The 25,383-nt window shown below is 39.2% G+C and carries 24 protein-coding genes; 15 read left to right on the top strand and 9 right to left on the bottom strand.

Going from position 1 to position 25,383, the window contains the following annotated elements; all coding sequences use genetic code 11:
- Positions 1-381 precede the first annotated feature (381 nt).
- The 5 genes from DRW42_RS19025 (at position 382) to DRW42_RS19005 (ending at position 5,178) form a co-directional block, all read left to right on the top strand.
- Positions 382-759, top strand: a complete 378-nt coding sequence (locus DRW42_RS19025; protein ID WP_113950417.1) for a DUF7674 family protein — start codon at positions 382-384, stop codon at positions 757-759.
- 440 nt (positions 760-1,199) lie between these two features.
- Entirely contained in the window at positions 1,200-2,711 is a 1,512-nt protein-coding gene (locus tag DRW42_RS19020; protein WP_113950416.1) for a hypothetical protein, read from the top strand.
- Between the two features lie 4 nt (positions 2,712-2,715).
- Positions 2,716-3,636 carry a hypothetical protein gene (locus DRW42_RS19015; RefSeq protein ID WP_158544369.1) on the top strand — a complete coding sequence of 307 codons (921 nt, stop codon included), beginning with the start codon at positions 2,716-2,718 and terminating at the stop codon, positions 3,634-3,636.
- An 80-nt stretch (positions 3,637-3,716) separates the two neighbouring features.
- A complete protein-coding gene (locus DRW42_RS19010) occupies positions 3,717-4,175 on the top strand; it encodes a hypothetical protein (RefSeq protein WP_113950414.1) in 459 nt (152 codons plus the stop codon).
- A gap of 622 nt (positions 4,176-4,797) precedes the next feature.
- Entirely contained in the window at positions 4,798-5,178 is a 381-nt protein-coding gene (locus tag DRW42_RS19005; protein WP_113950413.1) for a DUF7668 domain-containing protein, read from the top strand.
- Positions 5,179-5,504: 326 nt separating this feature from the next.
- On the opposite strand, the gene DRW42_RS19000 is transcribed toward DRW42_RS19005, so the two are convergent.
- Entirely contained in the window at positions 5,505-7,316 is a 1,812-nt protein-coding gene (locus DRW42_RS19000) for a Kelch repeat-containing protein (RefSeq protein WP_113950412.1), read from the bottom strand.
- 105 nt (positions 7,317-7,421) lie between these two features.
- A complete protein-coding gene (locus DRW42_RS18995) occupies positions 7,422-8,840 on the bottom strand; it encodes a S41 family peptidase (RefSeq protein WP_113950411.1) in 1,419 nt (472 codons plus the stop codon).
- Between the two features lie 231 nt (positions 8,841-9,071).
- Between DRW42_RS18995 and DRW42_RS18990 the strand changes: the two genes are divergently transcribed.
- From DRW42_RS18990 to DRW42_RS18945, 9 genes are all read left to right on the top strand, one after another.
- Positions 9,072-9,659 (top strand): Crp/Fnr family transcriptional regulator, encoded by a 588-nt coding sequence (locus tag DRW42_RS18990; RefSeq protein ID WP_113950464.1) that lies wholly within the window; start codon positions 9,072-9,074, stop codon positions 9,657-9,659.
- Positions 9,660-9,751: 92 nt separating this feature from the next.
- Positions 9,752-10,504 carry a glucose 1-dehydrogenase gene (locus DRW42_RS18985; protein WP_113950410.1) on the top strand — a complete coding sequence of 251 codons (753 nt, stop codon included), beginning with the start codon at positions 9,752-9,754 and terminating at the stop codon, positions 10,502-10,504.
- 245 nt (positions 10,505-10,749) lie between these two features.
- On the top strand, positions 10,750-11,187 hold the full coding sequence (locus DRW42_RS18980; protein WP_113950409.1) for a MarR family winged helix-turn-helix transcriptional regulator: 438 nt from the start codon (positions 10,750-10,752) through the stop codon (positions 11,185-11,187).
- Positions 11,188-11,190: 3 nt separating this feature from the next.
- Complete coding sequence (locus DRW42_RS18975; RefSeq protein ID WP_113950408.1) at positions 11,191-12,225, top strand: S41 family peptidase; 1,035 nt, start codon at positions 11,191-11,193, stop codon at positions 12,223-12,225.
- Between the two features lie 315 nt (positions 12,226-12,540).
- On the top strand, positions 12,541-13,581 hold the full coding sequence (locus tag DRW42_RS18970; protein ID WP_113950407.1) for an NAD-dependent epimerase/dehydratase family protein: 1,041 nt from the start codon (positions 12,541-12,543) through the stop codon (positions 13,579-13,581).
- The gene (locus DRW42_RS18965) at positions 13,578-13,943 is read left to right on the top strand and encodes a hypothetical protein (protein WP_113950406.1); all 366 of its coding nucleotides are present in this window, start codon (positions 13,578-13,580) and stop codon (positions 13,941-13,943) included. The genes DRW42_RS18970 and DRW42_RS18965 overlap by 4 nt, the downstream gene beginning before the upstream one ends.
- 11 nt (positions 13,944-13,954) lie before the next feature.
- Positions 13,955-14,728 (top strand): helix-turn-helix domain-containing protein, encoded by a 774-nt coding sequence (locus DRW42_RS18960; RefSeq protein ID WP_113950405.1) that lies wholly within the window; start codon positions 13,955-13,957, stop codon positions 14,726-14,728.
- A gap of 433 nt (positions 14,729-15,161) precedes the next feature.
- Positions 15,162-17,651, top strand: coding sequence for a TonB-dependent receptor (locus tag DRW42_RS18950; RefSeq protein ID WP_113950403.1), 2,490 nt, complete (start codon positions 15,162-15,164; stop codon positions 17,649-17,651).
- A gap of 28 nt (positions 17,652-17,679) precedes the next feature.
- On the top strand, positions 17,680-18,960 hold the full coding sequence (locus tag DRW42_RS18945) for a PepSY-associated TM helix domain-containing protein (protein WP_113950402.1): 1,281 nt from the start codon (positions 17,680-17,682) through the stop codon (positions 18,958-18,960).
- A gap of 117 nt (positions 18,961-19,077) precedes the next feature.
- Here the strand turns inward: DRW42_RS18945 and DRW42_RS18940 are convergent, their stop codons facing one another.
- Positions 19,078-19,752, bottom strand: coding sequence for a MarC family protein (locus DRW42_RS18940; protein ID WP_113950401.1), 675 nt, complete (start codon positions 19,750-19,752; stop codon positions 19,078-19,080).
- A 251-nt stretch (positions 19,753-20,003) separates the two neighbouring features.
- Here DRW42_RS18940 and DRW42_RS18935 point away from each other — a divergent pair, with 251 nt between their 5' ends.
- The gene (locus DRW42_RS18935; protein ID WP_113950400.1) at positions 20,004-20,255 is read left to right on the top strand and encodes a hypothetical protein; all 252 of its coding nucleotides are present in this window, start codon (positions 20,004-20,006) and stop codon (positions 20,253-20,255) included.
- A 275-nt stretch (positions 20,256-20,530) separates the two neighbouring features.
- Here DRW42_RS18935 and DRW42_RS18930 read toward each other — a convergent pair whose 3' ends face one another.
- The 6 genes from DRW42_RS18930 to DRW42_RS18905 are packed head-to-tail and all read right to left on the bottom strand — an operon-like array spanning position 20,531 to position 25,280.
- The gene (locus DRW42_RS18930; protein ID WP_244215317.1) at positions 20,531-21,025 is read right to left on the bottom strand and encodes a cupin domain-containing protein; all 495 of its coding nucleotides are present in this window, start codon (positions 21,023-21,025) and stop codon (positions 20,531-20,533) included.
- Between the two features lie 8 nt (positions 21,026-21,033).
- A complete protein-coding gene (locus tag DRW42_RS18925) occupies positions 21,034-22,095 on the bottom strand; it encodes an alpha/beta hydrolase (protein WP_113950398.1) in 1,062 nt (353 codons plus the stop codon).
- A gap of 12 nt (positions 22,096-22,107) precedes the next feature.
- Complete coding sequence (locus tag DRW42_RS18920) at positions 22,108-22,830, bottom strand: carboxymuconolactone decarboxylase family protein (RefSeq protein ID WP_113950397.1); 723 nt, start codon at positions 22,828-22,830, stop codon at positions 22,108-22,110.
- Between the two features lie 14 nt (positions 22,831-22,844).
- Complete coding sequence (locus DRW42_RS18915; RefSeq protein ID WP_113950396.1) at positions 22,845-23,915, bottom strand: alpha/beta hydrolase; 1,071 nt, start codon at positions 23,913-23,915, stop codon at positions 22,845-22,847.
- Positions 23,916-23,924: 9 nt separating this feature from the next.
- Positions 23,925-24,377 (bottom strand): nuclear transport factor 2 family protein, encoded by a 453-nt coding sequence (locus DRW42_RS18910; RefSeq protein WP_113950395.1) that lies wholly within the window; start codon positions 24,375-24,377, stop codon positions 23,925-23,927.
- Between the two features lie 51 nt (positions 24,378-24,428).
- A complete protein-coding gene (locus DRW42_RS18905) occupies positions 24,429-25,280 on the bottom strand; it encodes an aldo/keto reductase (RefSeq protein ID WP_113950394.1) in 852 nt (283 codons plus the stop codon).
- Positions 25,281-25,383: the final 103 nt, after the last annotated feature.

Raw genomic sequence — 25,383 nt, 5'->3', positions numbered from 1 at the left:
ATATAAACAAAAAATAAACCGTCTATGAGGTAAGCCCAAAATTCCTCAGGAAGAGACAAAACATCCCCCAGCTAAGAATGAAATAAATTAATGCAGTTCGATCCTTTTAATCCAAGTGCGAAACAACTACGAATTATTCCTGAAGTTTGTCTAATCTGGCTAAACGGCGCAAATCTTCTATGAAATCATTCGTGAATCTATTCTCCAAGGCTACTGATTAAAAGCTCATCTAAAGATGGGCTTTTTTTGTTTCAGGTCCATTTATAAGTATATAGCTTTCGTCTTAGCGAGAAGCTTCGACGAGATGAGAACGCCGGAGGAGAACAAATTTTTGCCTGGATATTCATATTAATCACTAATTTGATTCTTTAATAATCAGCAATGAGCGACGAAGATTTTTTTGAGGATTTGATAAAATCATTTCCCATTCTAAAAACAGATATTGAGGAGGAAGATAGGTATATGATTTATATGCGTATGGAAGTGTTTGCGGGTTATACTAATAAGCTGATAGAGGAAAACAAGATCCCGGAAATAACTAAATGTTTTGATTTTCTTGAATCGAAGATTGATCTCATGAGTGATACCTTAAAAAACGCCTTGAATGTTTCATACTGCGAAGCATTATTACTGGGCAAAAATGCAAATATAATGGCACCAATAGTCCGAATAATGCCCACGAAGCTGTCAATTATATATGCAGAGTATGAACAGTATTATGAAGATATATGTAAAAGGCATCTCGACTCTGGTCAGTAGATTATTTCACCAGGATTTTGGACGACAAAAAAGTGCTCTTCAGGTCTGATGCGCACTTTTGGCAATGCTCCTTTGCAAACCGTTCGATGCCTTTTTACTGGCATTTTCAATCAACCCAAAATATACTATTGAAGAACTTTGGCTGAATGACGCAAATCTTATATAAATTCATTCGTGAATCTATATCCTAAGAATACAGATTAAAAGCTCATTGAAAGATGGGCTTTTTTTTGTAATAGGGATTTTTACCTAACCTCAAATATTTTCCATTGTTCACTAGCATAAAACCTATGCGATTAAATTGAACGACTGGCTCGTTTAAATGAAGCACGCGAAAGAATAAAACCAAAATAGTCATGCCTGTAAAGTAAATTTTACTTTTCGTAACTTTTAATTAGATTTGCTATTTTAAATTTTATAAACAAAACTTTTCTAAATTAATGATCAAAAAATTGAGCTCTCACCTCACACCTTTTAAGGTGTTCGGTTTCTGCTGCCTTCTGATAGCCTTCGCTATTGCAGCATGTAAAAAGAATAACACAGAACAGCCATGTCAACAAAAAGAATTGGAAGAATGGTTCAGTCAGAACAAACCACACGCGCGCGCTTCCTATTTCGATGATTTAAAGCCTAAATGGGAAACAGCTTATATCATCGAGCCGACAAGCGAGCTGACTGTTTATGAGATGCAGGTATCAAACCCAAAAAATATATATCAGAAACTAAGTGATGATACCCGGAAGGACTCGTCTCATTCTAGGAATAACATCCGGTTGCTGCTATTTAAGGACAAGGTAACTGGCAAAATCCTTACAGGCTGTTACATGTCTATCTTAAACGAAGGATCAGCCTCACAGGACTTAAAAAAAATCCATTACAAACAGGCAGGCGATCTAAGCGGCAAAATAATGTTTTTCAATATGCAGGGTACCCTTGAAAACGGCTGGGAGTATCTCGATGGCAAAATAACAATGAGGATCAACGGAAGCCTAGAGGGTTATTATTATGGTTCAAAAAAAAACCAACTTAAAGATTTAAAAAATCCTGCAATAGGCAGAATGGAGTCACGGTTTGAAAAATTAATGACCTATACACCAGAGACCTGCGCTTTTCCACAACCAGACTGGAGAACTTCTTGTGTTGGAGTTGATGGCTATATGGAATGTACTACATATTTAGCCGGATATTTTTGTGTAGACCAAACACCGGGGGGCGGAGGTGAAGGTGGATATAATCCATATCCTGTAAATCCTGGTCATGGTGGTGGCGGATCAAATCCACCGACCAATCCGCCAGTAAATAAGGATATCATTGATAGCTTGCAGGGTTATCCTTGCGCACAGGGACTTTTAATTGATATGCCTAACTTGAAGAATAAAATTGCTGACAGTATCCGTTCAGTTTTTGTTACAACTAATAGCTGTACTTACTATATGAGATTTACGGTTCAGGATTCTTTAAAAGGTACAGGCACTGATGGCACAACAAAATCCAGAACTGTTCCAACCAATGGCCTTAACTTTAATGACGGATATACGTTTCAAGCAAAGATTGATATGAATCCAGATATTTTAGATTATGCTACAAAAGAATACATACTGGTAACGATGTATCATGAAGCATTGCATGCATACATGGGAGCGGAATTAGATAGGCTAGGTGCGACTGACTTTAAAGAAAAGTATCCTGATGTTAATTCTGCATATATCACCGGGCCAAATGGCAGGATAGATTTAACAAAATCAATCTTCGTTTCTGAACACAGTGCAATGGCTAAGGCATTTTTAGATGACTTGGGAAAGGCGATAAGAAGTTTTAACCCGAATTTTACTGAAGAAAGAGCGAAAGCATTAGCAAAAGCAGGAATAGTTAATTTAACCCAAGCCGAAAAAAACATTAACGCAGCTGAAAGGGACACTCGAACAAACAATTATCATGGAAAAAAATGTTAAAAAAATGAAAAAAATAACCTTATATTTTCTTGGGTTTTTTATTGTACATATATCTGCTGCTAATGCAAATAAGCAGAATAGCCCTATTGATAATCCAAATAAGCAAAAATATTTCCTGCTTGATTTGGACGCGAAATCAAATCTTGAATATAAATTAGCTCATGTTGAGCTTAATGCAAGCAAACTATATGAAGTTGATAAAAAAATTGAATTATTTAATCTTCTTACAAAAAATGGAAATCTAATTTTATTTTCAGTCCTCCCCGGCAAAATTTCAGACAACATTTGGAAAGAAATAGATCCTGCCTCTTTAAAAGATAAAATAATGGACTGGGACCAATTGAAAGCGTTCCGCATTGAAGCTACCCGAGCTTATGGTTCTTCATGTAAAGGTTTATACGAGCATGTAAAAAGAAATGATATTAACTTGGTAAAAAAAGAAAACGGTAAATATTTTAGATCAAGCAGTTGCATCACAGAATTTTTCTCAGTGGAAAATAAGCCGAGAATGTTCACTAGCCAAAATGATATTGCTTCCATAAATATCTACTCACCTGCAGTTGCATTGAAGGACTTTGATAGCAGGTACAAAGAATTATATAATGAGCCATCCCCAAATTACCATGACCTTCCGAATGTTCTAAAATTCCCTATGAACAAACCATTACTGTTTCTTTCGGGGACATCAACCATTGATGGTAGGAAAGCTTATCATTTTTGGGGCTTTATGGACTGGGGTATCAGTGATTCTCCTAATTATAGACGGGGAATAGACCGATTTATTTTTATACCAGAACTTGGCATTGTAGGTGGTTCATTTGATTTTTTCTTTGATAACTTACTAGATAAAAGTAGAAAAAAAGAAAATTATCTAAATGAGAATGTAATGCAGCCTATCAAAATTAATGGCAAAGAAGTAAGTTAATATTTAAAAACTATGAATTAATATGTGTTAACACGCCATAACTTACCTAATGAATAATCGGTTTCAAAAAATTCAATCTTATGTTAGTTAAAAGATTTTTTTTATTGAGCATTGCTTTTATTACCGCCAGTACTGTTTTCTCACAAGTGGGGCCTAGAAAGTTATACTTTTTTGCAGACACAGCAAAAATAAATTCTTCTAATCCGAAAGCTTTGGAAATAGATTGGACGTCCCCTATACACTATTCATTTATTTTTTATTCCAAAGTGAAGGCACCTTATTACAATCAAATTGAATTTGCGAGTCAAATTGATAAAAATAATCCTAAGCCCACTATCGAAAATAAAAAGCCTAAATACAAATACATAAGTTTGCAGGAACTTGTAAAACTAGGAATTGAAAGCCCCCGTTATTTTAGTGAAATATACGACCTGTATATAATAGAACCATTGCCTAAAAATAAATTCAGGACTTACAAAGTGGTGATTATGGAACAAAAGGCTCCTATTACAGATGGAGTAATTTTAAATAACAAATGATCATGTATGGGGGTTATCTGAAAAGTGGTCACCCATATTCAACTAATGTGACCACCTTCTACGCTTCAAACTGACCACCGCATTTAACATAAAAGTGGCCAATCGACTTATTGTAAGCATTTTTTAGCTTAAAAAACAGTATTCTGGACCTTCCTTCATCTTTTGGCAGGAAAAACTACTTAAAGAGGTTTAGATGAACTTAAAAATGAAAATTATAATGCAAATATTGATAGTGCCTTCGGATTACCAAAATTCCAAAAGGAAGAACTCTTACTGAGAAGTTTTGGCTTCTGAATCTTGAAAAATGTTCGAACTTGAGATTAGTGGATATAAAACCCAGGGATAGTCATAAATCAGATCTTAGGATGGGAGTTCGAGACAAAGGTCCTGTTTATGAAATTGCTCTGGAAAAAATGGAGTCTTTAGTGGCCAGTTTGGAACGATAACTAGTGGCCAACTTTTACCGAAATCCCCAATCTACAGGCCTACACAAAAGATCAGGAATGTTGAAATGCGGTTAACAATAATATCTGATATGTATAGAATTCCCTTGATTAGCTGTAATACCGTATGTTTTAATTTTTTGTTGCATATATTTAAGCGTTAACAAACCTTATAAACCATGATTGAAATCCCGGTAGAAAAAAACGAAGAAGAAGAACTTCCGATACCACAAGTTTGGAGACCAATTTTTAAAAACATAGTTAAGGCATTTGTAAACAAGGATTACAACCTCAGTTCAGGAGTAAACCATGTAAATCCTGTTTCTGACCAAACTGCCGAACAAATACAAGAATACATTGAGGAATACGGAGCAGAACTTGTTGATTTACCTGAAGAAACCTGGGACACGTCTGTTTACATTTCTTATGGTGATTACTGGAACGTGCTGATTGACCTCTTTACTAAAAATGAGGGTTTAAGTGATTTAGTACTTAACGCTGAGGTAAGGGAAAAAGACAATAATTATGTTGTAGACATCAACTTGATTTACGTTCCGTAAAGCAAACAGAAACGGATAGCGACCATTACAATGAGACAATACCTCTATATCCTAATTTTTTTTCTTTCAGGCTGCGCATCCAGCGATCCGAAAACGGTTTTTGAAGAAAGAACAGGTTTATCAATTAGTGATTCTATTAGCAATATCAAGGTTACTCAATCTGACCAGGTGATAAAAAACGATGTGTAAAGTTTGGAATGAGAATCAGTGCACGGTTTAACAAAATCCCCAATTGCTCAAGAAACTTACGACAAGTGTTAACCTGAAAACCTTTTCAAAGGAATGTATGTTGTTTTCTTAATATCACAGAAAATAGCTCAGCCAACTTATGGATCAAAACGGAACACTTCTTTTAAAGGCTGCAGGTGATAGTCGTAAGAAGGTTTACCAAACATGATATAGCCATGTCCACCCACTGACGTAGCAGCACTCATTACCAACATCGATTTATCGATGATATTATCCTTTTTTACAAATGTATCTGCAATAGGGTCGTACTCATAAATAGATGAACTGATTACACCAGCAGGGCTCATTCCGCCACCAATGTAAGCCTTTCCGTTAACTTCAAAACTAAAACAGTTTACAGCATAAATATAAGATGGAACATCTTTGATCTTTTTCCAGGTTTCCGAAACCAGATCAAATGACCAGGAATCTGTAGGATATAAACTCTCGCCGGTTCCCCACATCGACTGGCCACCAAAAACGATCACATTATTGCCTACTTTAAAAGATTTAAAATCCCTTCTTGAAGTACCCGGAAAATCGGGCAATGTCTTCCACGTATCGGTAGCAGGATCATATCGCTTAAAAGATTTCACGGTATATATATAATTGGTAGAAGTAGCATACCCACCACCCAACATATAACCATAGTTATCGCTGGCAAAAAGGGTATAACTACTCAGCATTGTACCCGGATAAGAATTACTTTTTTTCCAGGAGTTATTTGCTATGTCGAACTGGTATACATCAGTTGCGAAGGTAGTACCAATGGCATTGGGAATAAAAACCAGCTTATTTTTTGCGGTAAAGCTCACGCCGGCACCGTAGAGGGTAGCCGGAAAATCTGCCAGTTTGCGCCAGGTTGAAGCGACCGGATTGTATTCATAAAAATCTGAAAGTCCGCGTGTATCTATATCAGAACCTAGGCCACAATAAATCTTGCCGTTAATATTTTCCATAATCCCCCTGTATCTGGCTACACCTGACTGCTCACTTACCTGCGTTAAAAACCTATAAACCTTCGAAACTGCTTTCGAAGTTGTAATCAGGTCCTTTCCCGTCTGTACAGAAAAATTACCACTATAAGAAAATTCGGCTAAAGGTAATTTTAGCTCCAGTGCTGTCCGTTCCGCTTTTAATACTTCCAGTTTTGTTGTCCCTATCATCACAATATTGCTATCAATGTTCGGGTTAAAATAATTGCCCGTAAGTTTCACGGTACCTCCAACTTTATCCACAATCAAAAAATCGGTTGGTAACTGCGGTTGCTGCAGAATAAAATAAGTATTTAAACCGGCCTGATTGTATAGTTCAAGGGAAACCGAATTCTGATAAGTGTAAAGTTCAGCGGGAACTTTAAAAAAAACGCTTCCCCCAATAGTTTTTGAAGGCTTTAAACGCATCTTACCATTAATAACGATTGTGGCTGAGGCCAAATCAGCGCCATTGGCATTGGTTACTTTAACCTCCACCTCATCTCCCCAGGTATAAGCCTGTTGTGGAAGTGAAATATTCAGACCCAAAGTATTCTTACCTTCAAAAGCTACCACTTCGCTGTAACGAAGCTGATGATCCTGATCAATGAAGTATGCCCTGACAAAATATCTTTTACCTTTCGTAAAACCTGCAACCACATCATAAGAAAAATTTGCGAGCGGAGTAGGGCTAAGATAGCTTAAAGCAGCACCTTTAACGAGGTTTTCGTTCTCACCCCAAACCAAGCCTGATTCAAGTATATCTTCAGTCTTTACATTAGAAATGGAGGTACTCAAGCGGAAACCGTTGCTAATGTCCTGTACCGAAACAGTGATAGCCGGATCGGGAATAGGATTTTTTTTGCATCCGAATAAGAATAATAAAACAGGAAGAATTACTGCAAAAGCATAATGATGAGCGCGTATAAGAAGCATGATTTAGATTTAAATGGGCTAAAAATACTGATTTTAATATCAATTGCAAATAATTCTTCAACATATAGAGCTTACTGCCACCTTTGTAATAACCCTCACCTAATTTTAATTACTAAGGCGCTCTGTTTTTTTAATATCCTCCAGTACCCAATCCAGTTCCAGATCTTTACCTGCTAAATAATCTTCAATCTGGTAAGTTATGGGAACATCGGGCATAATACCCCGGCCGTCGATATGGCTGAGATCACCAAAATAAGCGGGAATATTTCCATATTTGAGCAGTAACTGACTATGAGGCAGGGTAATGCTTTTGTGTACACCCGCTGTAAATATATTTTTACTGCCGCCGGTTTCTTCGCCCACAAGCGTTACGTTTTTTAGATTTTTCAGATTTGCTGCCAGGATGCTGCTTGATGAAAAAGATCCTCCATCAATCAACACATATATTTTGCCTTTAAATGTAAACGAATAAGGCTGGACCATCTGGTACTCGGATTTTGGTCTGTTGTCAACCCATTTTCTTATTTTCGGATTGTTGTAAAGCTGTTTCTGTTGTCTGATCTCTTCGGGCAGTCTGAAAAAATACCTGGGCATATCCAGCAGGTGGCTGTAAATCCTGGCCGCCCAGATGATTTCTCCGCCGGTATTCCCTCTTAAATCGAGAACCAGGTTTTTGGGTTTATGCTTTTCTATGTCCGCAAAAATACCCTCATAACCCTCAAAGTTAGGTCCATTGTAAAAAGTGCGGAGTTTAAGATAGGCAACATTTTGATCAGCAGTTAACAGGCTATATTCAGTAGTAGGCGGGAGCTTTATACCAATGCTGTCATAGCTTTTCGCCATACGTGCTTCCAGTTTAATTTTCCTGGAGTTTCCTGATGATTTGAGCCAAATGTCCAGTGGAACTTTTTCGGGAAACAAAAACCGGTAACGCTCTGCAAATAAAGCTGCATTATTCATCAGGTGTTTCTTGTAAGTGGTATTGTAACCATCACTGGTGATGTAACTATTCAGGCTGTCGATCAATCTCGCCGCAGGCACTTCATTAATGCTTATAATCTCAGTGCCTTTTAATATGGTAGAATCGGCAGATAAATTCTTTGCAACAAACAGTCTTTTTCCGTTCACATAATAGCCAAACTGATAAATGGGGTGTTGCAGTGATGGTTTTTTCAGAAAAGCAATGTCCTGCGGGGTGAATTTCGAATAGTCTATCTCTACCGTCAAATGCCCGTCGCCTATACTGCTGATTACCGGTTGCAACCTGATATACAGCGCAATTGGGGTAATTGGCTTGTCTATTGTTTTTCTTAAGCTGTCGAATTTATAGTTTAGCGCTTTTTTAGAGATGTACAGGTGTAAATTCGGATGTTCTTTTTCCAGTGTAGTTTGTATAAGGTCAATGTCTTTTTTAAGATCAGATGGTGCATACAATTGTTTGGAAATATTGTCCAGATACTGCGCATTTACACAGCATGGGATATAAAAAAATAGTACGAGAAGAAGGAGAGCTGAAAATTTCATATCACTAAGATAAACCAGGCAGGCGCAATTTAAAACAGATTAGCCCGATTTAACATTTTTTAAATCCTTCTTTTTACTACTTCTTAACAGATTTGCTCATATACAGGGTTTTATCGAAAGATGGGGTTGATTGACTTTTCCTTCACCCGGATAAGAACCGTTTCGGGTAAAAAAGCAGGAAGAAATAAGGGGAAAGTTTTATTTTTGAAAATCCTCCTTAATAAATTAAACATGCATAATTTTCAGGCGCTGTTCGGTTACATTGAAAAACTTTCAGGCAAAACGCTTTCAGCAGATGATAAGCAGGTATTGATTGCGCATTTTAAACCCAAAAGGATCCGGAAACGGCAATACTTTTTACAGGAAGGCGATGTATGCAAATATACCGGCTTCATTGTAAAAGGGGCTGCAAAAACCTTTACGGTAGATGAAAAAGGAAATGAACATATCTTAAAGCTGAGTATCGAAGACTGGTGGCTGGCTGATTTTGAAAGCTTTTACAAACTAACACCCAGCCGCTTTAATATTGAAGCGATAGAGGATCTGGAAATCTTACAAATTACCCATCAGGTAGTAGAAGAATTTATCAAACCTATTCCGGCTTTTTCGGCCATGCAAAACGTGTTGAGCCAGAATAATACCATAGCTGCACAAAAAAGAATGCAATCTTCTATCAGCCTTACCGGCGAAGAACGGTTTCAGGAACTCGCCGCCGATTATCCGCACTTTATCCAGCGGTTCCCCCAAAATTTAATCGCTTCTTACCTGGGTTTAACCCCCGAAAGCCTAAGCCGGATCAGAAAAAACGCCTTAAAATAGATTGATCTTTATCATGCGTATTTAATAACATTTGATAAGTTTCAGGTCGGCACGCTGCTGCATCTTTGGTGTATAATTTAACAACAAAGATCATGAGTAAATTAGAAAACAAAGTGACCGTAATTACAGGCGGCAATAGCGGAATCGGGTTTGGCATTGCAGAAGCATTTAAGAATGAAGGTGCTGCAGGCGCAGTAGTGGGTAGAAATACCCAAACTTTAGAACAGGCTGTTGCGCAGTTAGGCAACAATTTTATGGGCATTAATGCCGATGTAACCAATCTTGCCGATTTAGAACGCACATTTAAAGATACAGCCGAAAAATTTGGCAAAATAGATATCCTGGTTGCCAATGCCGGTGCCGGAACAACCGGAACGGTAGCAGATGTAAGCGAAGCAGATTATGATAAAACAATGGATCTTAACCTGAAAAGCGTTTACTTCACGGTGCAAAAAGCGCTCCCTTACCTGAACGATGGGGCATCTGTAATCCTGATCGGTTCAAATGCCGCACACCGTGCCTATCCATCATTCGGACTTTACGGCGCTGCAAAGGCTGCGGTAATCTTTCTGGCAAAAAGCTTTTCAAACGACCTGCTGGAAAGAAAGATCAGGGTAAATATAATTACGCCGGGCACTACAGACACCCCTGCATTTGATAAGTTTGTTCCGGCCGAACACATTGAAGCCGTGAAAGCGCAGTTTGCCGGCGCAATGCCAATTGGCAGAATCGGGCAACCTTCGGATATTGGCAAAACAGCCGTTTTTCTTGCTTCTGATGATTCTTCGTTTCTGCTTGGCACCGAAATCCTGGTTGATGGCGGCATGACCTACCTGGCTAAGTAATTTCTTACCGGAATAGGGAAAGATATAAAGTCATTCGAAAATTACCCAATAAAGCCTGGGGATTAAAAGCTCATCAAAAGATGGGCTTTTTTGGTTAGATATAGGTATCATTAGTTCGCTTTCGCCCTATCGAAACGCTAAGATGAGATAAACATCAATACATAAGCAAAAGCACCTGAAACAAAAAATCAGTTTTTGACACTTTATATTGATATATCAATTATATTTGCATCAACATAATTGATATGAATCACAAAAACCCAACTGCAACAGTACTTTATTTGATTGAACAAGCCATTAAGGAGTACAGAAAAATATCACAGCGGAATATCTCAAAAATTGTAAAGGATATTACAGTAGATCAATGTCTGGTCCTAATCATCCTGAACAAGGACGACAAAATTTCTCAGAATGAATTGGCAAATCTTGTATTTAAGGATAATGCATCCATTACGAGAATGATAGAATTAATGGTTAAAAAAGATTACCTGAACAGAACTATACATCAGCAAGATAGAAGGAAATTTAATCTTGAAATAACCGAAAAAGGGAAAAAAACACTGGAATTAATAAACCCAATTGCAAAACTAAACAGAGAAACGGCACTAAATGGTTTGTCGTTGGAAGAGATTAGTTTACTCGAAAAAACATTAAATAAAATAATTACCAATTGTAAAATCTGAGAAATGAAAAAAGTATTTAATCTATTACTAATCTACGTTGCAATCTGCCTCAACTCAAAAGCGAATGCCCAGGATTTTACAGAACGAAATAAACAAATATTGGAAATAGCAGATAAGATTAATGAATATTACGTTTTTGAAGATGTTGCAAATCAACTTACTGAAAAATTAAAATCAGAAATAGCTCTTAAAACTTTTGACAATCTTACTGATGCAGAATTTGCAAAATCTCTTTCAAAATATTTAACCAAAAACGGGAATGATTTGCATTTCAATGTATTATACCGGCCAGGTAAAGAAGAAGAAAAAGCAGTTGATGAAAAAGAATTATTAAAAAAATACGATGCTATTAATAAACAGTGGAATTATGGTTTTGAAAAAGTGATGAGATTAGACGGAAATATCGGTTATATAGAATATACCGGATTTCCTGAAGGAAATAAATCTGCAGAACAAATTTTAGTGGCAACAATGAATTTTGTTTCAAATACGAATGCTTTGATTATAGATTTAAGAAACAACCGGGGCGGTGACGGCAAAATGGTAAGGCTATTTTTAAGTTATTTTTTTAATGAAAGAACTAAATTAAGTGAGGTTTACACCAGATATAACCATAAAACCGAAGAGAAGTACACATTTAAAAAAGTAAATGGCAAAAAGTATTTAAATAAACCTGTATACCTCCTTGTAAACAATTATACCATTTCTGCCGCTGAAGCATTAGCATATAATTTACAGCAAAATAAAATTGCAAAAGTAATTGGAGATAAAACCTATGGAGCAGCAAATCCGGTAAAAGTATTTTTTATTGGCAAAAAATATCAGTTGTTCATCCCCATATCAGTTGAAAAAAATGCGGTCACCAAAACGAATTGGGAGCATACAGGTATTAATGTGGATGAAAAAGTAAATGCTGAAAAAGCATTAATAAAAGCGCAAATTATCGCACTCGAAAATCTGTTAAAATCAAACACAATAACAGAATTAACGGAAAGTGAGACTAAAGAGAAGATTTTGAAATTAGAAAAACAATTGTAGGCAAATTTTTTTCTTATTGTTAACCAGGGTTCGGCAAAATGGGGGCAGAATTGGGCATTTCGGCAATAATGGCCAGTCGTTTCGCATTTAAACTATCATCCCATTTGCTTAAAAGTTTACCGAAATACACAATTCAGCTAAGCAAAGAGCGATTAAGTTTCTTTAATACGAAATCTGAATGCAGTTGCTAGTTTATTAGAAAAGAGTCGTAAATAAAAATGAACCTTTCAATAAAGCAATTTGGACTTTTCAATAAACCCACTACTAAAGTTAATTCTTGAGATTTGCATAAGATTTATTCTTAAAAAGAAAAAGATGGAAAACAAGGAAATGGTTTTAGTAACAGGCGGAACCGGATTTGTGGGAATACAAATTGTTTATCAATTGCTAAAAAAAGGATATTCAGTTAGAACAACTGTCCGAAATCTGAAAAGTGCCGACAAAATAAAAGAGACCTTAAAATACAATGGCATCACATCGTTTGAAAACCTCTCGTTTGCAGAGGCCGAACTCACCAAAGATGAAAATTGGGCACAAGCGATGGAGGGTTGCAAATATGTGTTAAGTGTTGCATCACCTGTATTTTTCGACAAACCTAAAAATGAGGAAGAAGCTATTCTTCCTGCAAGAGATGGAATTTTACGGGTTTTGAAATTCGCAAAAAATGCAGGCGTTAAAAGAGTGGTAATGACCTCCAACTTTGGTGCGGTTGGTTTTACTCAAACGGACAAGAAAAGAACCACAACCGAAGAGGATTGGACGGATACCAACAATAAAAGTGTTTCCATTTACGAAAAATCAAAAACCCTGGCAGAAAAGGCCGCGTGGAACTTTATAAAATTGGAAGGCGGAGATCTTGAATTCGCAACCATAAATCCTGTAGCCATTCTGGGCCCATCATTAGATGCACACGTTTCGGGAAGCTTTTTCTTGCTTGAAAATTTACTGACGGGAAAATTTAAAGTGGTGCCCAATATTCCGTTAAACATTGTAGACGTCAGGGATGTTGCCGATTTGCATATTCGTGCTATGGAAATACCAGAAGCCAACCGACATCGATTTATCGCCACTGCAGAAGGGCAGATTTCTTTGCCGGAAATCGCAACACTCTTAAAAAACAAGCGTAAGGAAATTTCAGAAAAAGTATCTATAAAAAAGCTCCCCAATTGGATTTTGGGCATTTCATCAATCTTTAACCACCAGGCAAAAGAAGGTCTTTTGTTCACCAAAATGAACCGTAATATAAGCAATTTAAAAGCTAAAGAAATTTTGGGCTGGAAACCTATAGCCACACAAGAAGCTACCATTTTGGAAGCTGTAGACACCATGATAAAATACAATCTAATCGAAAAATGATATCAAGAATAATTAGCGGAATTTTGCTTTTAGCAACAGTTTATTTTGGCATAAGCCACGGTTCAAGGGTATTTCAAAAGCCAACACAACAGTATTTGGAAATGATGAATGCGCTGGGAATTTCAAACCCTATGCGCATTGCATTCGGTATTTTATCCATAAGTTCGGCATTACTCATTCTTATCCCCAATACTTTTTTCGCAGGAAACGCGGCAAGGGCTGTACTCCTGGTGTTGATGATGGCTTTGGCCTTAAAAGCAGGAAATTATAAATTTGCACTAATTGAAATACCATTTGTAATGATGCCATTGATCCTGATTTATTTGGGTCATCCATTAAAAAACACCACATTTAACTTTTAAAACATAAATTATTGAGATCGATTGCAGAAAATACTGCCACCAATATCCTGAAGGAACAGTTTATTCCTGATCATGTATTTATATATGTGGTAAAGGGTGCTTTACGGATTTTTGATGGCGATACCAACTATATTTTCAAATCGGGCGATGCATTTTTGGCAAGAAAAAACAGGTTGGCGAAATATGAATTGTTGGAAAACAAAGATCCTTTCGAACCCATATTATTTTGTTTCGACGAAGCATTTCTAAAAGAGTTTAAAGAAAAACATACGTATAAAAAATCAGGTTTCAAAACCAATAAGGCTTTAATCAACATTAAAAAGAGTGCATTCATAACCAGTTTTATAAAATCTGTAAAACCCTATTATAAGGATATTATGGAATTAGATGCTGATTTTGAGGATTTGAAATATGAAGAACTTTTAATCATTTTACTTAAGCAACAACCTGAACTTGTTGATTTATTATTTGATTTTGCCCCGCAACAGAAAATAAATCTCGAAGCATATATGAACAAAAATTATACTTTCAATGTGAATTTAGAGCGCTTTGCAATTTTAACAGGAAGAAGTTTGTCGGCATTTAAAAGAGATTTTCAATCCATATTTAATGAAACGCCCAATAGATGGTTGGTAAAAAAACGGCTGGAAGAAGCACATTTGCTCATTTCTCAAAAAAAGCAAAAACCAATCGATATTTATCTCGATCTGGGTTTTGAAAGTTTATCTCATTTTTCAGTTGCTTTCAAAAAGTTATTTGGAATAACACCAACTAAATTGAGGTGAAGACGAATTGTAACTAACATTTTCAATATTTTTTCCATGTATTATTTAAGGATTATAATGGATTATTGCAACCGTATTTCTTCTTCTTTCTATATTGTCCTTTAACCTTACAAAATTTACCACTGCCTCGAAAGGTTTCGAACTTTCGCGTATTGACGCTACTGATTAAAAGCTCATCGAAAGATGGGCTTTTTTTGTTATATACTCTCACCTGTTCATTCCTGGCATCACTTTTCACAAACCTGATCATCAAAAAAAACTCTTACAAGGCAAAAATCCCTGCTATTTATCCCTTTATAATTTTCAATTTGAGCTTCTATTTGGATTTATTCTTAATAAACTTAACTTTGCAAAAAAAATGCCACACGGATCCGACCCCGTGTGGCGATACGGGCGCTAAGCCCTTACACCTTTAACATCAAATTAAAAGTAAATGCAATTTAAGAAATTTTTACGCTTAGGTGTGTGCTGCACCGGAATATTTGCAGCTCATGCCAGTTCTGCCCATGATCTGACCGGAAGTTATACAAATCCTGCAGATAGTCTTGTTCAAAGCCGGAATGATGAGCAAACCGGGATAGTGAGAGGAAGGATCACCACTGCTGATGGTAGCGTAGCTGCTAATGTAACTGTAGTATTGAAAGGCACCCGCTTTGGCTCAGTTACCGACGAGGATGGTTTATACCAGATCCGTCGTGTTCCGGTTGGCGATTATACACTGGTAGTTTCGGCGGTTGGCCTTTATCCAAAAGAAAAACAGATACATGTTTCATTCCGTGGTACCGTAATTGCTGATTTTTCTTTAAAAGAAAATCGTTCGGAGTTAGATGAGGTGCAGGTAAGCACGAATAAGAAAAAATATAAAGTGGATAAGGTATCTCCTTCATTGCGCTTACAATCTCCACTGATCGAAGTACCACAGAACATCCAGGTGGTAACCAGTAAGGTACTGGCAGATCAGCAGGTGTTTGATATTGTGGATGGTGTAACCAGAAATGTGAGCGGTACCATGCGCGTAGGTCATTGGGATGCACAATATGCCAATATTTTTATGCGCGGCACGAGTATTCCTGCCTTCCGAAACGGCATGAACCAAAAAATGCCATGGGGCCCGTTAGCTGATGATGCAGCAACTATTGATCGCATTGAGTTTGTAAAAGGTCCTTCCGGCTTTATGATGGCCAACGGCGAACCCGGCGGTATTTATAATGTGGTAACCAAGAAACCTACCGGCCAAAACCAAAGTTCGGTAAGTGTAGCTGCCGGAGGTTATAACCTGGGTCGCGCTGCTGTTGACCTGGATGGTAAATTAAGCCGCGACGGCAAATTGCTGTTTCGCCTCAATGTGGCTGCACAAACTAAAGACAGTTACAACAAATACAATTACACGGATAAATACATTATTGCACCTGTAATTAGCTACCAGGTAGACAGCAATACTTTAATCACCGCTGAATATACTACCCAGCACGTAGAAGCGCAGGCACTGGGCTCTTATGGTTTTTCGCCAAAAGGTTTCGGCGATACCGATCCGAGCTTCTTTCTGGGCGACCCGGCACTTGACCCGGCAAAGCTGTATGACCATAATGCCACGCTTTATGTGAGCCACCGTTTAAATAACGACTGGAAGATTAATGCCCAGGCAGCTTATCTGCGTTATGGTTTGGATGGAGGTACACCATGGCCCTCAACCATTGCACCAAATGGCGATATGAAACGTTACCTGAATATTAGTGAGGAGCTGGCCATTAACAAAAACATACAGGTTAGTTTGATGGGCGATGTTGCTACTGGAGCTGTTGTGCACCGTATTTTAGGCGGACTCGATATGGGTAACCTTAAAACCTGGGGTGATTTTTCGAGCGTAACGCAGTCTGATCTTCAGCTGGCAAACGGTACTAAATTCAATATTTACAACCCGGTTTACGGGATTCCTTTTGACAAGATTCCTTTCTTCGATCGTTCGCGAAGCATTCAGAACCGTTCGGGATCAAATGTATACGCCACTAACCTCACTTATACCGGCGCTTACTTACAGGATGAACTTCGCATGCTGGATGGACGTGTGCGTTTAACTTTAGCCGGCCGTTTCACACATGCGGTAACCGTGGGCAAAACCAACCTTACACAGATCTCTGATAATGTTTTCAGTCCGAGGGCTGGTTTGAGTGTAACCCTGGCGAAAGATTTCAGCGCCTATACACTTTATGATCAGAGTTTCCTTCCTGTTGCGGGCCAGGACTATGCCGGAGAACCTTTCAAACCGATCCGCGGTAATAACATCGAACTGGGTTTGAAAAAGGATTTCTTTGATGGCAGATGGAACGTTACGGCTGCAGCTTTCCGCATCAAAAAGAAAAATGTATTAACTGCCGACCTGGATCCGGCTCACCTGGCTGCGAATCCAAATGCGCAGATCCAACTGGGAGGTGTTATCTCAAAAGGTATTGAACTGGATATAAACGGGGAAATTACCCGTGGATTAAACCTGGTACTAAATTATGCGCTCACCGATGCTACGGTAAGTGAAGATGCTAAACCAGAACTGGTAGGCAGGCACACCCCTAACTCTGCCAAGCACATTACCAATGGCTGGTTATCTTACCGCTACCAGAAACAAGGGGCTTTGTTAAACGGTTTCGGATTGAGCGCGGGTTACCAGATTCAACTTGACCGTTATGCGGGATCAACTTCTGTTCCATTGATGTTACCTGCTTATTACCGTTTTGATGCAGGTGTTTCTTATGAAAAAGGTAAAATAACTGTTTCAGCGGTAGTTAACAACCTATTGGATCGCAGGTTGCTGACTCAGGGATCATATACCAAGCTGGCAACTGAAACGGCAACATCTGTTTCGTACTATACCTATATCTATGAGGTTCCGCGCAATGCACGATTGAGCATTACCTACAGGTTTAAATAAGCATAGCTGATCAATAAAAACAGGTACAATGACGAAGAAGCAAAATACGGGAAAGAAGAAGCAAAAGGACACGCCTTTTAAGCGCATTAATAACTGGCTGCACTTGTGGTTAGGTTTGATATCGGGTGTCATTGTGCTGGTGGTGTGCCTTACCGGCTGCATTTGGGTATTTAATGAAGAAATTACCGGTTTGCTGGAACCTGAAACCAAAATAGCCTGGCAGGACAAACCTGTGGTTAAACCCTCCGAGTTGATTCACATAGCTGCGAAGCTGTACCCGGAGAAAGTGCCGTCGTACGCCAATTATCAGCAAGGCAGGGCCATCAACTTAAATTTAAGGGCGGCCAATGCGGGCCCGCGGGATCGCCGTACCGGAAATACCATCCTGAAAGTGAATCCTTACACGGGCGAGGTGGTTAGTACCGAGGAGCATAAACCGGGTGAATCAGATTTCTTCAGGTTTATTTTAAATGGGCACCGTTTTCTATGGATGCCTTCAGCAATAGGGCGACCAATTGTTAACTACGGTACTATGATTTTCGTAGTTCTGCTCATCACCGGGTTGATCTGGTGGTACCCTAAGAAATGGAATAAATCAACCCGTGATAAGAGTTTTAAGATTAAATGGGGTGCATCTTTTAAACGGGTAAACCTCGACCTGCACAACGTACTTGGCTTTTATGCCTTACTGTTCCTGGCGGCAATAGCCCTTACGGGAATGGTGTATGGTATTAAATGGTATAGTGAGGGCATGTACTGGGTTACATCAGGTGGCGATAAGCTGGCAGAATACAAGCGTTTAGATTCAGACTCCACCTTAAAAGGAAAGGGTTATGCGCCTGAAAAAGCGATGGACATGGCCTGGGAACAGGTAATTGCCCGCCACCCTAAATCGATGGGTTTTTATTACAGTTTTGCCGATACGGCAGACGCTAAAGCCGCCATCAACATCACCGTTTATCCCAATAAAGGGCAGTTTTATAATAGCCAGGGTTACACTTTTGATCAACATAGCCTGAAAGAGTTAAAGCGACAGGATGCCTATTCGGTAGAATATGCACAAGCCTCGTTTGGCCAGAAACTGCGAAAAATGAATTACGATATCCATGTAGGCAGTATCCTGGGGTTTCCGGGTAAGGTGCTGGCTTTCCTGGCTTCACTTATTGGCGCCAGTTTACCAATTACAGGATTCCTGGTATGGTATGGCCGGAAGTTTAAGAAAAAGAGTAAAAAGCCGGAGAAAAGTCTGGCGAAACAACCTGCTACCATCCCTTCCAGATCAGCAGAAAAAATACTCGCAGAAATATAAACACAAAGCCCCGGACCTGAAAAGCCGGGGCTTTGTGTTAAAAATCCGCGGAGGCAACGTTTTTTATAGTCCGGTAAACCGTTAAATTACCTCCAAACTACCCGGAATAATAAGTCTCTAAATTTTAAAAAGGACTTTTATACCCGTAGTAGCAATCTGCAGGCCTACGCAAAAGATCAGGAATGCTGAAATGCGGTTAACAATATTTTCTCCGTTTGTTCCCAGAAAATGAATGATAGATTTTGTGTTGAGGTAAAATATATAAATCAGCAGGCACATCACCAATACCGAAACCAGTATGGCTACCATGTTAAGGTAATAATCCGGTCTGCTTACGGATTCACTGTGGGCACTCAGGGTAAAGAGCACGGAAATAGTACCGGCACCAGTGGTAACGGGAAAGGTGATGGGGTAAAAAAGCTTTCCTGCTATATGGCGGTAACCCGAAGAGGGCTGTTCAGTATCCATAACCTGCGAAGAATCTGCTGTTTTTTGATCAGATGAAAGAAACTCCCATCCCATTTTACAGATCATAATTCCGCCGGCCAGCTGGATAACGGGAATGGAAATACCAAAAAGCGCGAGGATCCAATGACCGGCAAACAGGGAAACCGAACAGATCAGAAATGCATATAAAGTGATCTTGCCTACTGCCCGGCGTTTTTCAGCCCTGCTGAGTCCCGAAAAATAAGGACTTGTGATAAAGGCAGAACCGATTGGATTTACTACCGGAAAAAGGGCAATGATGCCGATAAAAACCAGATTAAGAAAAGAATGGTAAAATGCCGGCATAAATGGGTATCTGTGGACTGAATTATATAGTATAACAAGGCTCTTAACAGACTAATTTATCAAATTTTGCCGATTTCTGCTAATTACCTCTGGTAAAAACACTATTTCAACCCCCACTCCAGCGCGTGCCTTAGCGCTATCGGACACTCATGCTTTCCATAAATCAACAGCTAAATTTCTTCATAAAAATTACTATCTTGTTAAACTAAATTAACAGGAGACTAGCTCCGAAGCACTTAAATTCAAATTAAATGACATACAACAATCCAAATGAATTAAGTAATGAAGAATTACTTAAAACAGAAAAAAAGTTGAAGGTAGTCCTCTCTATTGTAATTGCGATATTTATTTTATCGTTTGCAGTCATATTTTTGATGAATAAAAGTTATCCTCATTATGCTGGCTTTATTATTCCGATGATCTTGATTTCACCTATATATTTTAATTTCAGGAGTTTAAGTAACATCAAAAAAGAATTAAAACTAAGAAACTTAGATTTATAACGCGAAGAAGATCAGAACGTTTAACAGACTGAATTTTTTCAGATAATGTTTCGTTATCACTTGTTTCAATTAATTGTAGTAGCCTATTTCTGCTCGCGCATTAAATTTCAAATTCGAAATGTACATTAATTATTTAAATTAATTTAAGTGTCTAGGAACAGAAGAATCCGTAATGTTCTCTAAAGTAATTTTTTCGCATTACAGTTCAAAATTATCTCTTTTTAAGAGTGTAAATGCAAGGGGCGTATTGATGCATATGTTCATAAAATGGTCGTTTATTTACTTTTCGACAGATAAACACGATCAGTCACGGCTTCCAGCCAAACCGTTGGTCCCTTTTGCCTGCTGGTAATGGCCACCTGAACAAACATGGTATCCTGGCTTGCACCATGCCAGTGCGGCACATTTGGCGGGCATTTGATCACATCTCCTTTGCGCAGTATCTTTTTGGGCTGTCCTTTTTCCTGATAATAGCCTACCCCATCTGTTACCAAAAGTATTTGCCCTGCCGGATGGGAATGCCATTTACTCCTCGCTCCGGGACTAAAAGTAACATTGCCGACTGCGTTGTCATTTAAACTGTCTGCATCAATCAGCGACTTTACCCACACCTCACCTTCAAAATTATCACTAGTATTTTTATCGCCCTTCGGAAAAATGAGCTGCTTAACTGGCGGGGATTGTACGCTTTCTATTTTTTGATTGTTGCCGCATGCCGTAAAAAGGAAAACCAGTGCCACTAACGTATAGTTAACATAATATTTCATCATGCTGGTTTTTAAAGGTTAGTTTGATAAAAATCCACTAATTTATTTACGGCCTGCGATACGTATTCAGGTTTCCAATAGGTTTGGATATGCGTTGCCCCGTCGATCACAAATAGTTCTTTATTTTTTGCCCTGGTGGCTTTGGGGAATGCTTCATCTGTCATATATTTTGTGTCGGCCTTGCTTCCGGCAATCATCAATAATGGCTGTTCAATTAAATCCATGTTGGTAGTGGCATCCCAGGTCATTAAGTCGAGTAAGCTGCCCATGGTATACAGGAAAGTTGAGTTTGGGTGTGCATGGCTTCTGTAATAATATTCAAATCCTTCGCGGTACAAATCGGTCGAAGTTTTGACAATCTCTTCATCTGTGATGCTGGCTACACCGGCATAGATTATTTTGCCCCCGGCAGCTTCCTGTGCACGGGAATCCGAAGCCTGCTTTAAGCGGTCCTGAATGGTTGCAAGCTGGGCATTCTGAAAACCATTGCGCCTTACCTCGCCAGAGTTGAACATACTTAAAGTGGCCACGGCTTTAAATCTTTTATCTGACTGTGCTGCTTTTAAAGTATAACCACCGCCGCCGCAAATGCCCAAAACCCCTAAACGGTTTGCATCAACTCCTGCAAATTGCGTAATAAAGTCGGCCATGCCATGGATGTCTTCGATACGGTTTGCCGGTTTATCAGTATGACGGGGCTCGCCACCACTGCCACCCTGATAGGCTGCATCTGCCGTAATGGTGATATAACCCGCTTCTGCCAAACGCTGCGCATATAATCCTGCCGTTTGTTCCTTTATGCCACCATTAGGATGCGCTACGGCAACGGCCGGATATTTTTTTGTAGCATCGTAATTTGCCGGGGTATAAACATTGGCTGCAATATCTATCCCGTTGAGTTTATAAGTAACGGGATGAATATTTACTTTTCCATGCTCATTTTTGGTTATGGCACCTCCGTAAACTAAAGTATAAGGGTTTTGCGAAACTGCTTTTTTATGGCTTTGTGCTTCTGCACCATCTACACCTACCATGGTTATGGTTAATGCAATTATTGATGTGAGTTTTTTCATTCTTCTATTTGATTACTTTTTACTTTTCAGCACCTCATTTAAAACGTGCTGTGCTTCATCAGCTTCTTTTGTGCCGGTTGATTGACGGATAATTTCCACAAACTGTTGTAACTTGCCGGACGATAAACCAACATTGAGGCAAATGTTTAAATGCGACCGCAACATAGGTGCTACACCACCAATACTTGCCAGTACTGATACTGTTACCAGTTCGCGCTCTGCGTAGGTTAATACATCCCGCTCAAAAATATCGGCGAATAAATGTTCTTTTAAAAAAATCTCTATTTCGGGGGCAAATGCAGCATAACCTGTTTTCGGACCTGTTTCGGGTACGCCGGTCAGTTTTTCCAGTATGGCTTTCCCCCTATCGTATTTGCTGCGGCCGCTATTAATTGGTTTTGCCACCGGGCCCTGCTTATCGGTAATTCCCCTTGCCTTGCGTTCTTCGAGCACGCCCATCAATGTTTGAAGTCCGCGGATACTGCGCGGAAAGCCGCAATAAGCATATAGCTGAACGATAGCTTCTTTAATTTCGTTTACGGTGAGGCCCGATGTTAATGCCGCATCAAGCGCTGGCTTTAAACCATCTAGATTTCCTTTTGCTGTTATTGACGAAATGACCACCAGTTTTTGTTGCCTAAGCGTTAATGCCAGGCTATCTTTTTGCTCTTCACTTGCATTGATATCGGGGCTTAGCCCAAATACCATAGCCAGGGCTATAATCACTTTCTTCATTTTAAATGCTCCTTTTATTTATCCAGTTTTTTCTCTTTAAGCCATTTTGTAATTACATCTGCTATCTCGTTACTGTTTAAATCAGACATGATGAAGTGTGTATTGCCTTTGATGCCAATTTCGGGCAGGTGAACAATGCTCACATCACCACCATGTGCATTTACCACTTTGGCCCATTGCCTGCCTGTGGCCAGTACTTTACGCCAGAAGTTTAACGATGCAGCATTGGTTTCGTCTTTTGGGATAAAGTCGCCGAAATAAACCACTATAGGGATTTTAGTCAACTTCATAAATTCATTAAGGGGTATTCCCCTGCCACCACGGTTTCCTTCGGGTACTTCGCCCTCAGGAAAAGCAAATCCACCAGGTTCGATGGCAACAATTGCCTTTACATGATCATTTTTGATGGCTGTTTTCCAGCCGGGAGCACCACCGGCAGAATGTGTAAATAAAATACCATCACCTGATTTATCAAAAACGGCCGACATGGCATTCACTATGGTTGTTTCATCTACACTGCCTGTATTGGGGCTCATCATACGGAAAAACCGATCCAGCGATAAACTATCTTTAGGGAACTGAACACCCTCATTAAAGGCAGGGTACAAGCCGATACGAAACTGGGTAAACCAGGTCTGGTCGTCAGGTATTGCTGTAATCTGTGCTGGTTTTGTAGTTTGTCCGGCTTCCCCACGTCCAGGCTGATCCACAAGATATACGCCGTAACCTTTCCTTAAAAACTGATCAGAAAATCCTTCCCTGCCATCGGCAGTGGTTTGCCAGCTCCTTCTTGTCTGGCCGTAACCATGAAGAAAAACCATCGAATGGTGTTTTGCTTTCTGGGGGATCTGATAAAAAACATCCGCGTGGTCTCCATGCCGTGTTTGTCCGCCCTGTGGTAAATTCCATGGTTTGAGCGGGTCGAATACGCCTTCGCTTTTAACCACTGTACCACCAGCAGAAAACGTACCTTGCGCCGCAATGATTAAAGGTTTTGTGTTAGGTTTTTGCTGCGCCTGAAGCGTTATGTAACTTAGCGAGAGCAAGAGTATTGCGCTGGCATAATTTCTTAATTCTCTTTTCATAAAAGTGACTTATTGTGCAGGCTGATTTATTTTGGTGAATGATAATGAACCCATTTTCCAGCCTTTGCCTTGTTTAACATAAACTTCTGTTACGATAAATGGATTGCTTACTTCGTTGCCACCAACTACCGCGAGCAGTGTGATGTTATTGAGCAGGATGGCAGTATTTCCGATTATATTTACAGAAACCGAATGGATATCGGCCTTTTTGTAATGGATGCTACCGCTTTTAATTACAGCTATTTCCCTTTCTTTTCCCCAGCTTCCACCCATGTGTACAAATACCGCTTTTTCATCAAATAGTGTACTCAACGAATCTACATTTTTATCAGCCATCCAATCCCATTTGGTTTTAGATAGTTTAATGATTTCCTGTTCTGCTTTTGCAGGCGTATTGCTTTGTGCATGAGCGGATGCGATACTAATGATGGAGAAAAATAGTAGGATAATTAAAGTTTTCATAATCTTGTTTTTAGGTTGATGTTATCTGATTTATATGCTGATTTTATCTGGTTACAGATCAAGTTTTCGTTCCCCAAGCCATTTAACCATTGCCGGGTCGCGGTGATCAAAAAAGCTGCTGGTAAAAGTGTCCATACTCCTGATCGAATTCATATCCTCATCGCTGAGCTTAAAATCAAAAATATTGAAGTTTTCTGCCATGCGTTCTTTATTAACTGACTTCGGAATAGCAACTACACCACGTTGAGTAAGCCAGCGAAGCACAACCTGAGCCACAGATTTATTGTATTGTGCACCAATGGCCAGCAGCAGCTCATCTTTAAAAATATTGTTCTTTCCTTCTGCAAACGGCCCCCACGACTCAATCTGTACATGGTTATCATTCAGAAATCGATGCGCCTCCCATTGTTGATGAAAAGGATGTGTTTCGACCTGATTAACAGCCGGAACAACCTCATGATGAACAATCAGGTCCATAAGCCGGTCGGGCTGAAAATTACTGACACCAACTGCCCTTACCTTGCCTTCTTTGTACAATTCTTCCATGGCCCTCCATTCTCCGTATACATCACCAAAAGGCTGGTGGATCAGGTATAAATCAAGGTAATCTAACTGCAATTTCTTTAGTGATGCTTCGAAAGCCTTTTTCGTATCCGTGTAACCGTTTGATTGTATCCAAAGTTTGGTGGTAATAAAAAGCTCTTCCCTGGCTACATTGCTCTGTTTAATTGCCCTGCCTACCGCTTCCTCGTTCATATAGGAGGCTGCAGTATCAATCAGGCGGTATCCGGTATCAATTGCGTCCGATACACTGCGTTCGCATTCTTTCAGATCAGTTACCTGAAATACGCCGAATCCAAGTAGTGGCATTTCTATGCCGTTATTTAATTTTACTGTTTCCATAACTAATGGTTATGCCCTTTAAATGATATAATACAAAGATCTGTTCAATATGTAAGACGGGAGTAGACAGATTCCTGCTTTTACTACCAATTTTACTGATCAC

The organism is Pedobacter miscanthi, from assembly GCF_003315595.1.
In the GTDB taxonomy this organism is placed as follows: domain Bacteria; phylum Bacteroidota; class Bacteroidia; order Sphingobacteriales; family Sphingobacteriaceae; genus Pedobacter; species Pedobacter miscanthi.
This window is presented reverse-complemented; position numbering and strand designations above follow the sequence as displayed.

What these genes read in the sequence shown, in the direction of transcription:
- DRW42_RS19025 (WP_113950417.1), top strand. Translation starts at nt 382, where the DNA reads ATGAGCGACGAAGATTTTTTTGAGGATTTGATAAAATCATTTCCCATT.
- DRW42_RS19020 (WP_113950416.1), top strand. Translation starts at nt 1,200, where the DNA reads ATGATCAAAAAATTGAGCTCTCACCTCACACCTTTTAAGGTGTTCGGT.
- DRW42_RS19015 (WP_158544369.1), top strand. Translation starts at nt 2,716, where the DNA reads ATGAAAAAAATAACCTTATATTTTCTTGGGTTTTTTATTGTACATATA.
- DRW42_RS19010 (WP_113950414.1), top strand. Translation starts at nt 3,717, where the DNA reads ATGTTAGTTAAAAGATTTTTTTTATTGAGCATTGCTTTTATTACCGCC.
- DRW42_RS19005 (WP_113950413.1), top strand. Translation starts at nt 4,798, where the DNA reads ATGATTGAAATCCCGGTAGAAAAAAACGAAGAAGAAGAACTTCCGATA.
- DRW42_RS19000 (WP_113950412.1), bottom strand. Translation starts at nt 7,316, where the DNA reads ATGCTTCTTATACGCGCTCATCATTATGCTTTTGCAGTAATTCTTCCT.
- DRW42_RS18995 (WP_113950411.1), bottom strand. Translation starts at nt 8,840, where the DNA reads ATGAAATTTTCAGCTCTCCTTCTTCTCGTACTATTTTTTTATATCCCA.
- DRW42_RS18990 (WP_113950464.1), top strand. Translation starts at nt 9,072, where the DNA reads ATGCATAATTTTCAGGCGCTGTTCGGTTACATTGAAAAACTTTCAGGC.
- DRW42_RS18985 (WP_113950410.1), top strand. Translation starts at nt 9,752, where the DNA reads ATGAGTAAATTAGAAAACAAAGTGACCGTAATTACAGGCGGCAATAGC.
- DRW42_RS18980 (WP_113950409.1), top strand. Translation starts at nt 10,750, where the DNA reads ATGAATCACAAAAACCCAACTGCAACAGTACTTTATTTGATTGAACAA.
- DRW42_RS18975 (WP_113950408.1), top strand. Translation starts at nt 11,191, where the DNA reads ATGAAAAAAGTATTTAATCTATTACTAATCTACGTTGCAATCTGCCTC.
- DRW42_RS18970 (WP_113950407.1), top strand. Translation starts at nt 12,541, where the DNA reads ATGGAAAACAAGGAAATGGTTTTAGTAACAGGCGGAACCGGATTTGTG.
- DRW42_RS18965 (WP_113950406.1), top strand. Translation starts at nt 13,578, where the DNA reads ATGATATCAAGAATAATTAGCGGAATTTTGCTTTTAGCAACAGTTTAT.
- DRW42_RS18950 (WP_113950403.1), top strand. Translation starts at nt 15,162, where the DNA reads ATGCAATTTAAGAAATTTTTACGCTTAGGTGTGTGCTGCACCGGAATA.
- DRW42_RS18945 (WP_113950402.1), top strand. Translation starts at nt 17,680, where the DNA reads ATGACGAAGAAGCAAAATACGGGAAAGAAGAAGCAAAAGGACACGCCT.
- DRW42_RS18940 (WP_113950401.1), bottom strand. Translation starts at nt 19,752, where the DNA reads ATGCCGGCATTTTACCATTCTTTTCTTAATCTGGTTTTTATCGGCATC.
- DRW42_RS18935 (WP_113950400.1), top strand. Translation starts at nt 20,004, where the DNA reads ATGACATACAACAATCCAAATGAATTAAGTAATGAAGAATTACTTAAA.
- DRW42_RS18930 (WP_244215317.1), bottom strand. Translation starts at nt 21,025, where the DNA reads ATGATGAAATATTATGTTAACTATACGTTAGTGGCACTGGTTTTCCTT.
- DRW42_RS18925 (WP_113950398.1), bottom strand. Translation starts at nt 22,095, where the DNA reads ATGAAAAAACTCACATCAATAATTGCATTAACCATAACCATGGTAGGT.
- DRW42_RS18920 (WP_113950397.1), bottom strand. Translation starts at nt 22,830, where the DNA reads ATGAAGAAAGTGATTATAGCCCTGGCTATGGTATTTGGGCTAAGCCCC.
- DRW42_RS18915 (WP_113950396.1), bottom strand. Translation starts at nt 23,915, where the DNA reads ATGAAAAGAGAATTAAGAAATTATGCCAGCGCAATACTCTTGCTCTCG.
- DRW42_RS18910 (WP_113950395.1), bottom strand. Translation starts at nt 24,377, where the DNA reads ATGAAAACTTTAATTATCCTACTATTTTTCTCCATCATTAGTATCGCA.
- DRW42_RS18905 (WP_113950394.1), bottom strand. Translation starts at nt 25,280, where the DNA reads ATGGAAACAGTAAAATTAAATAACGGCATAGAAATGCCACTACTTGGA.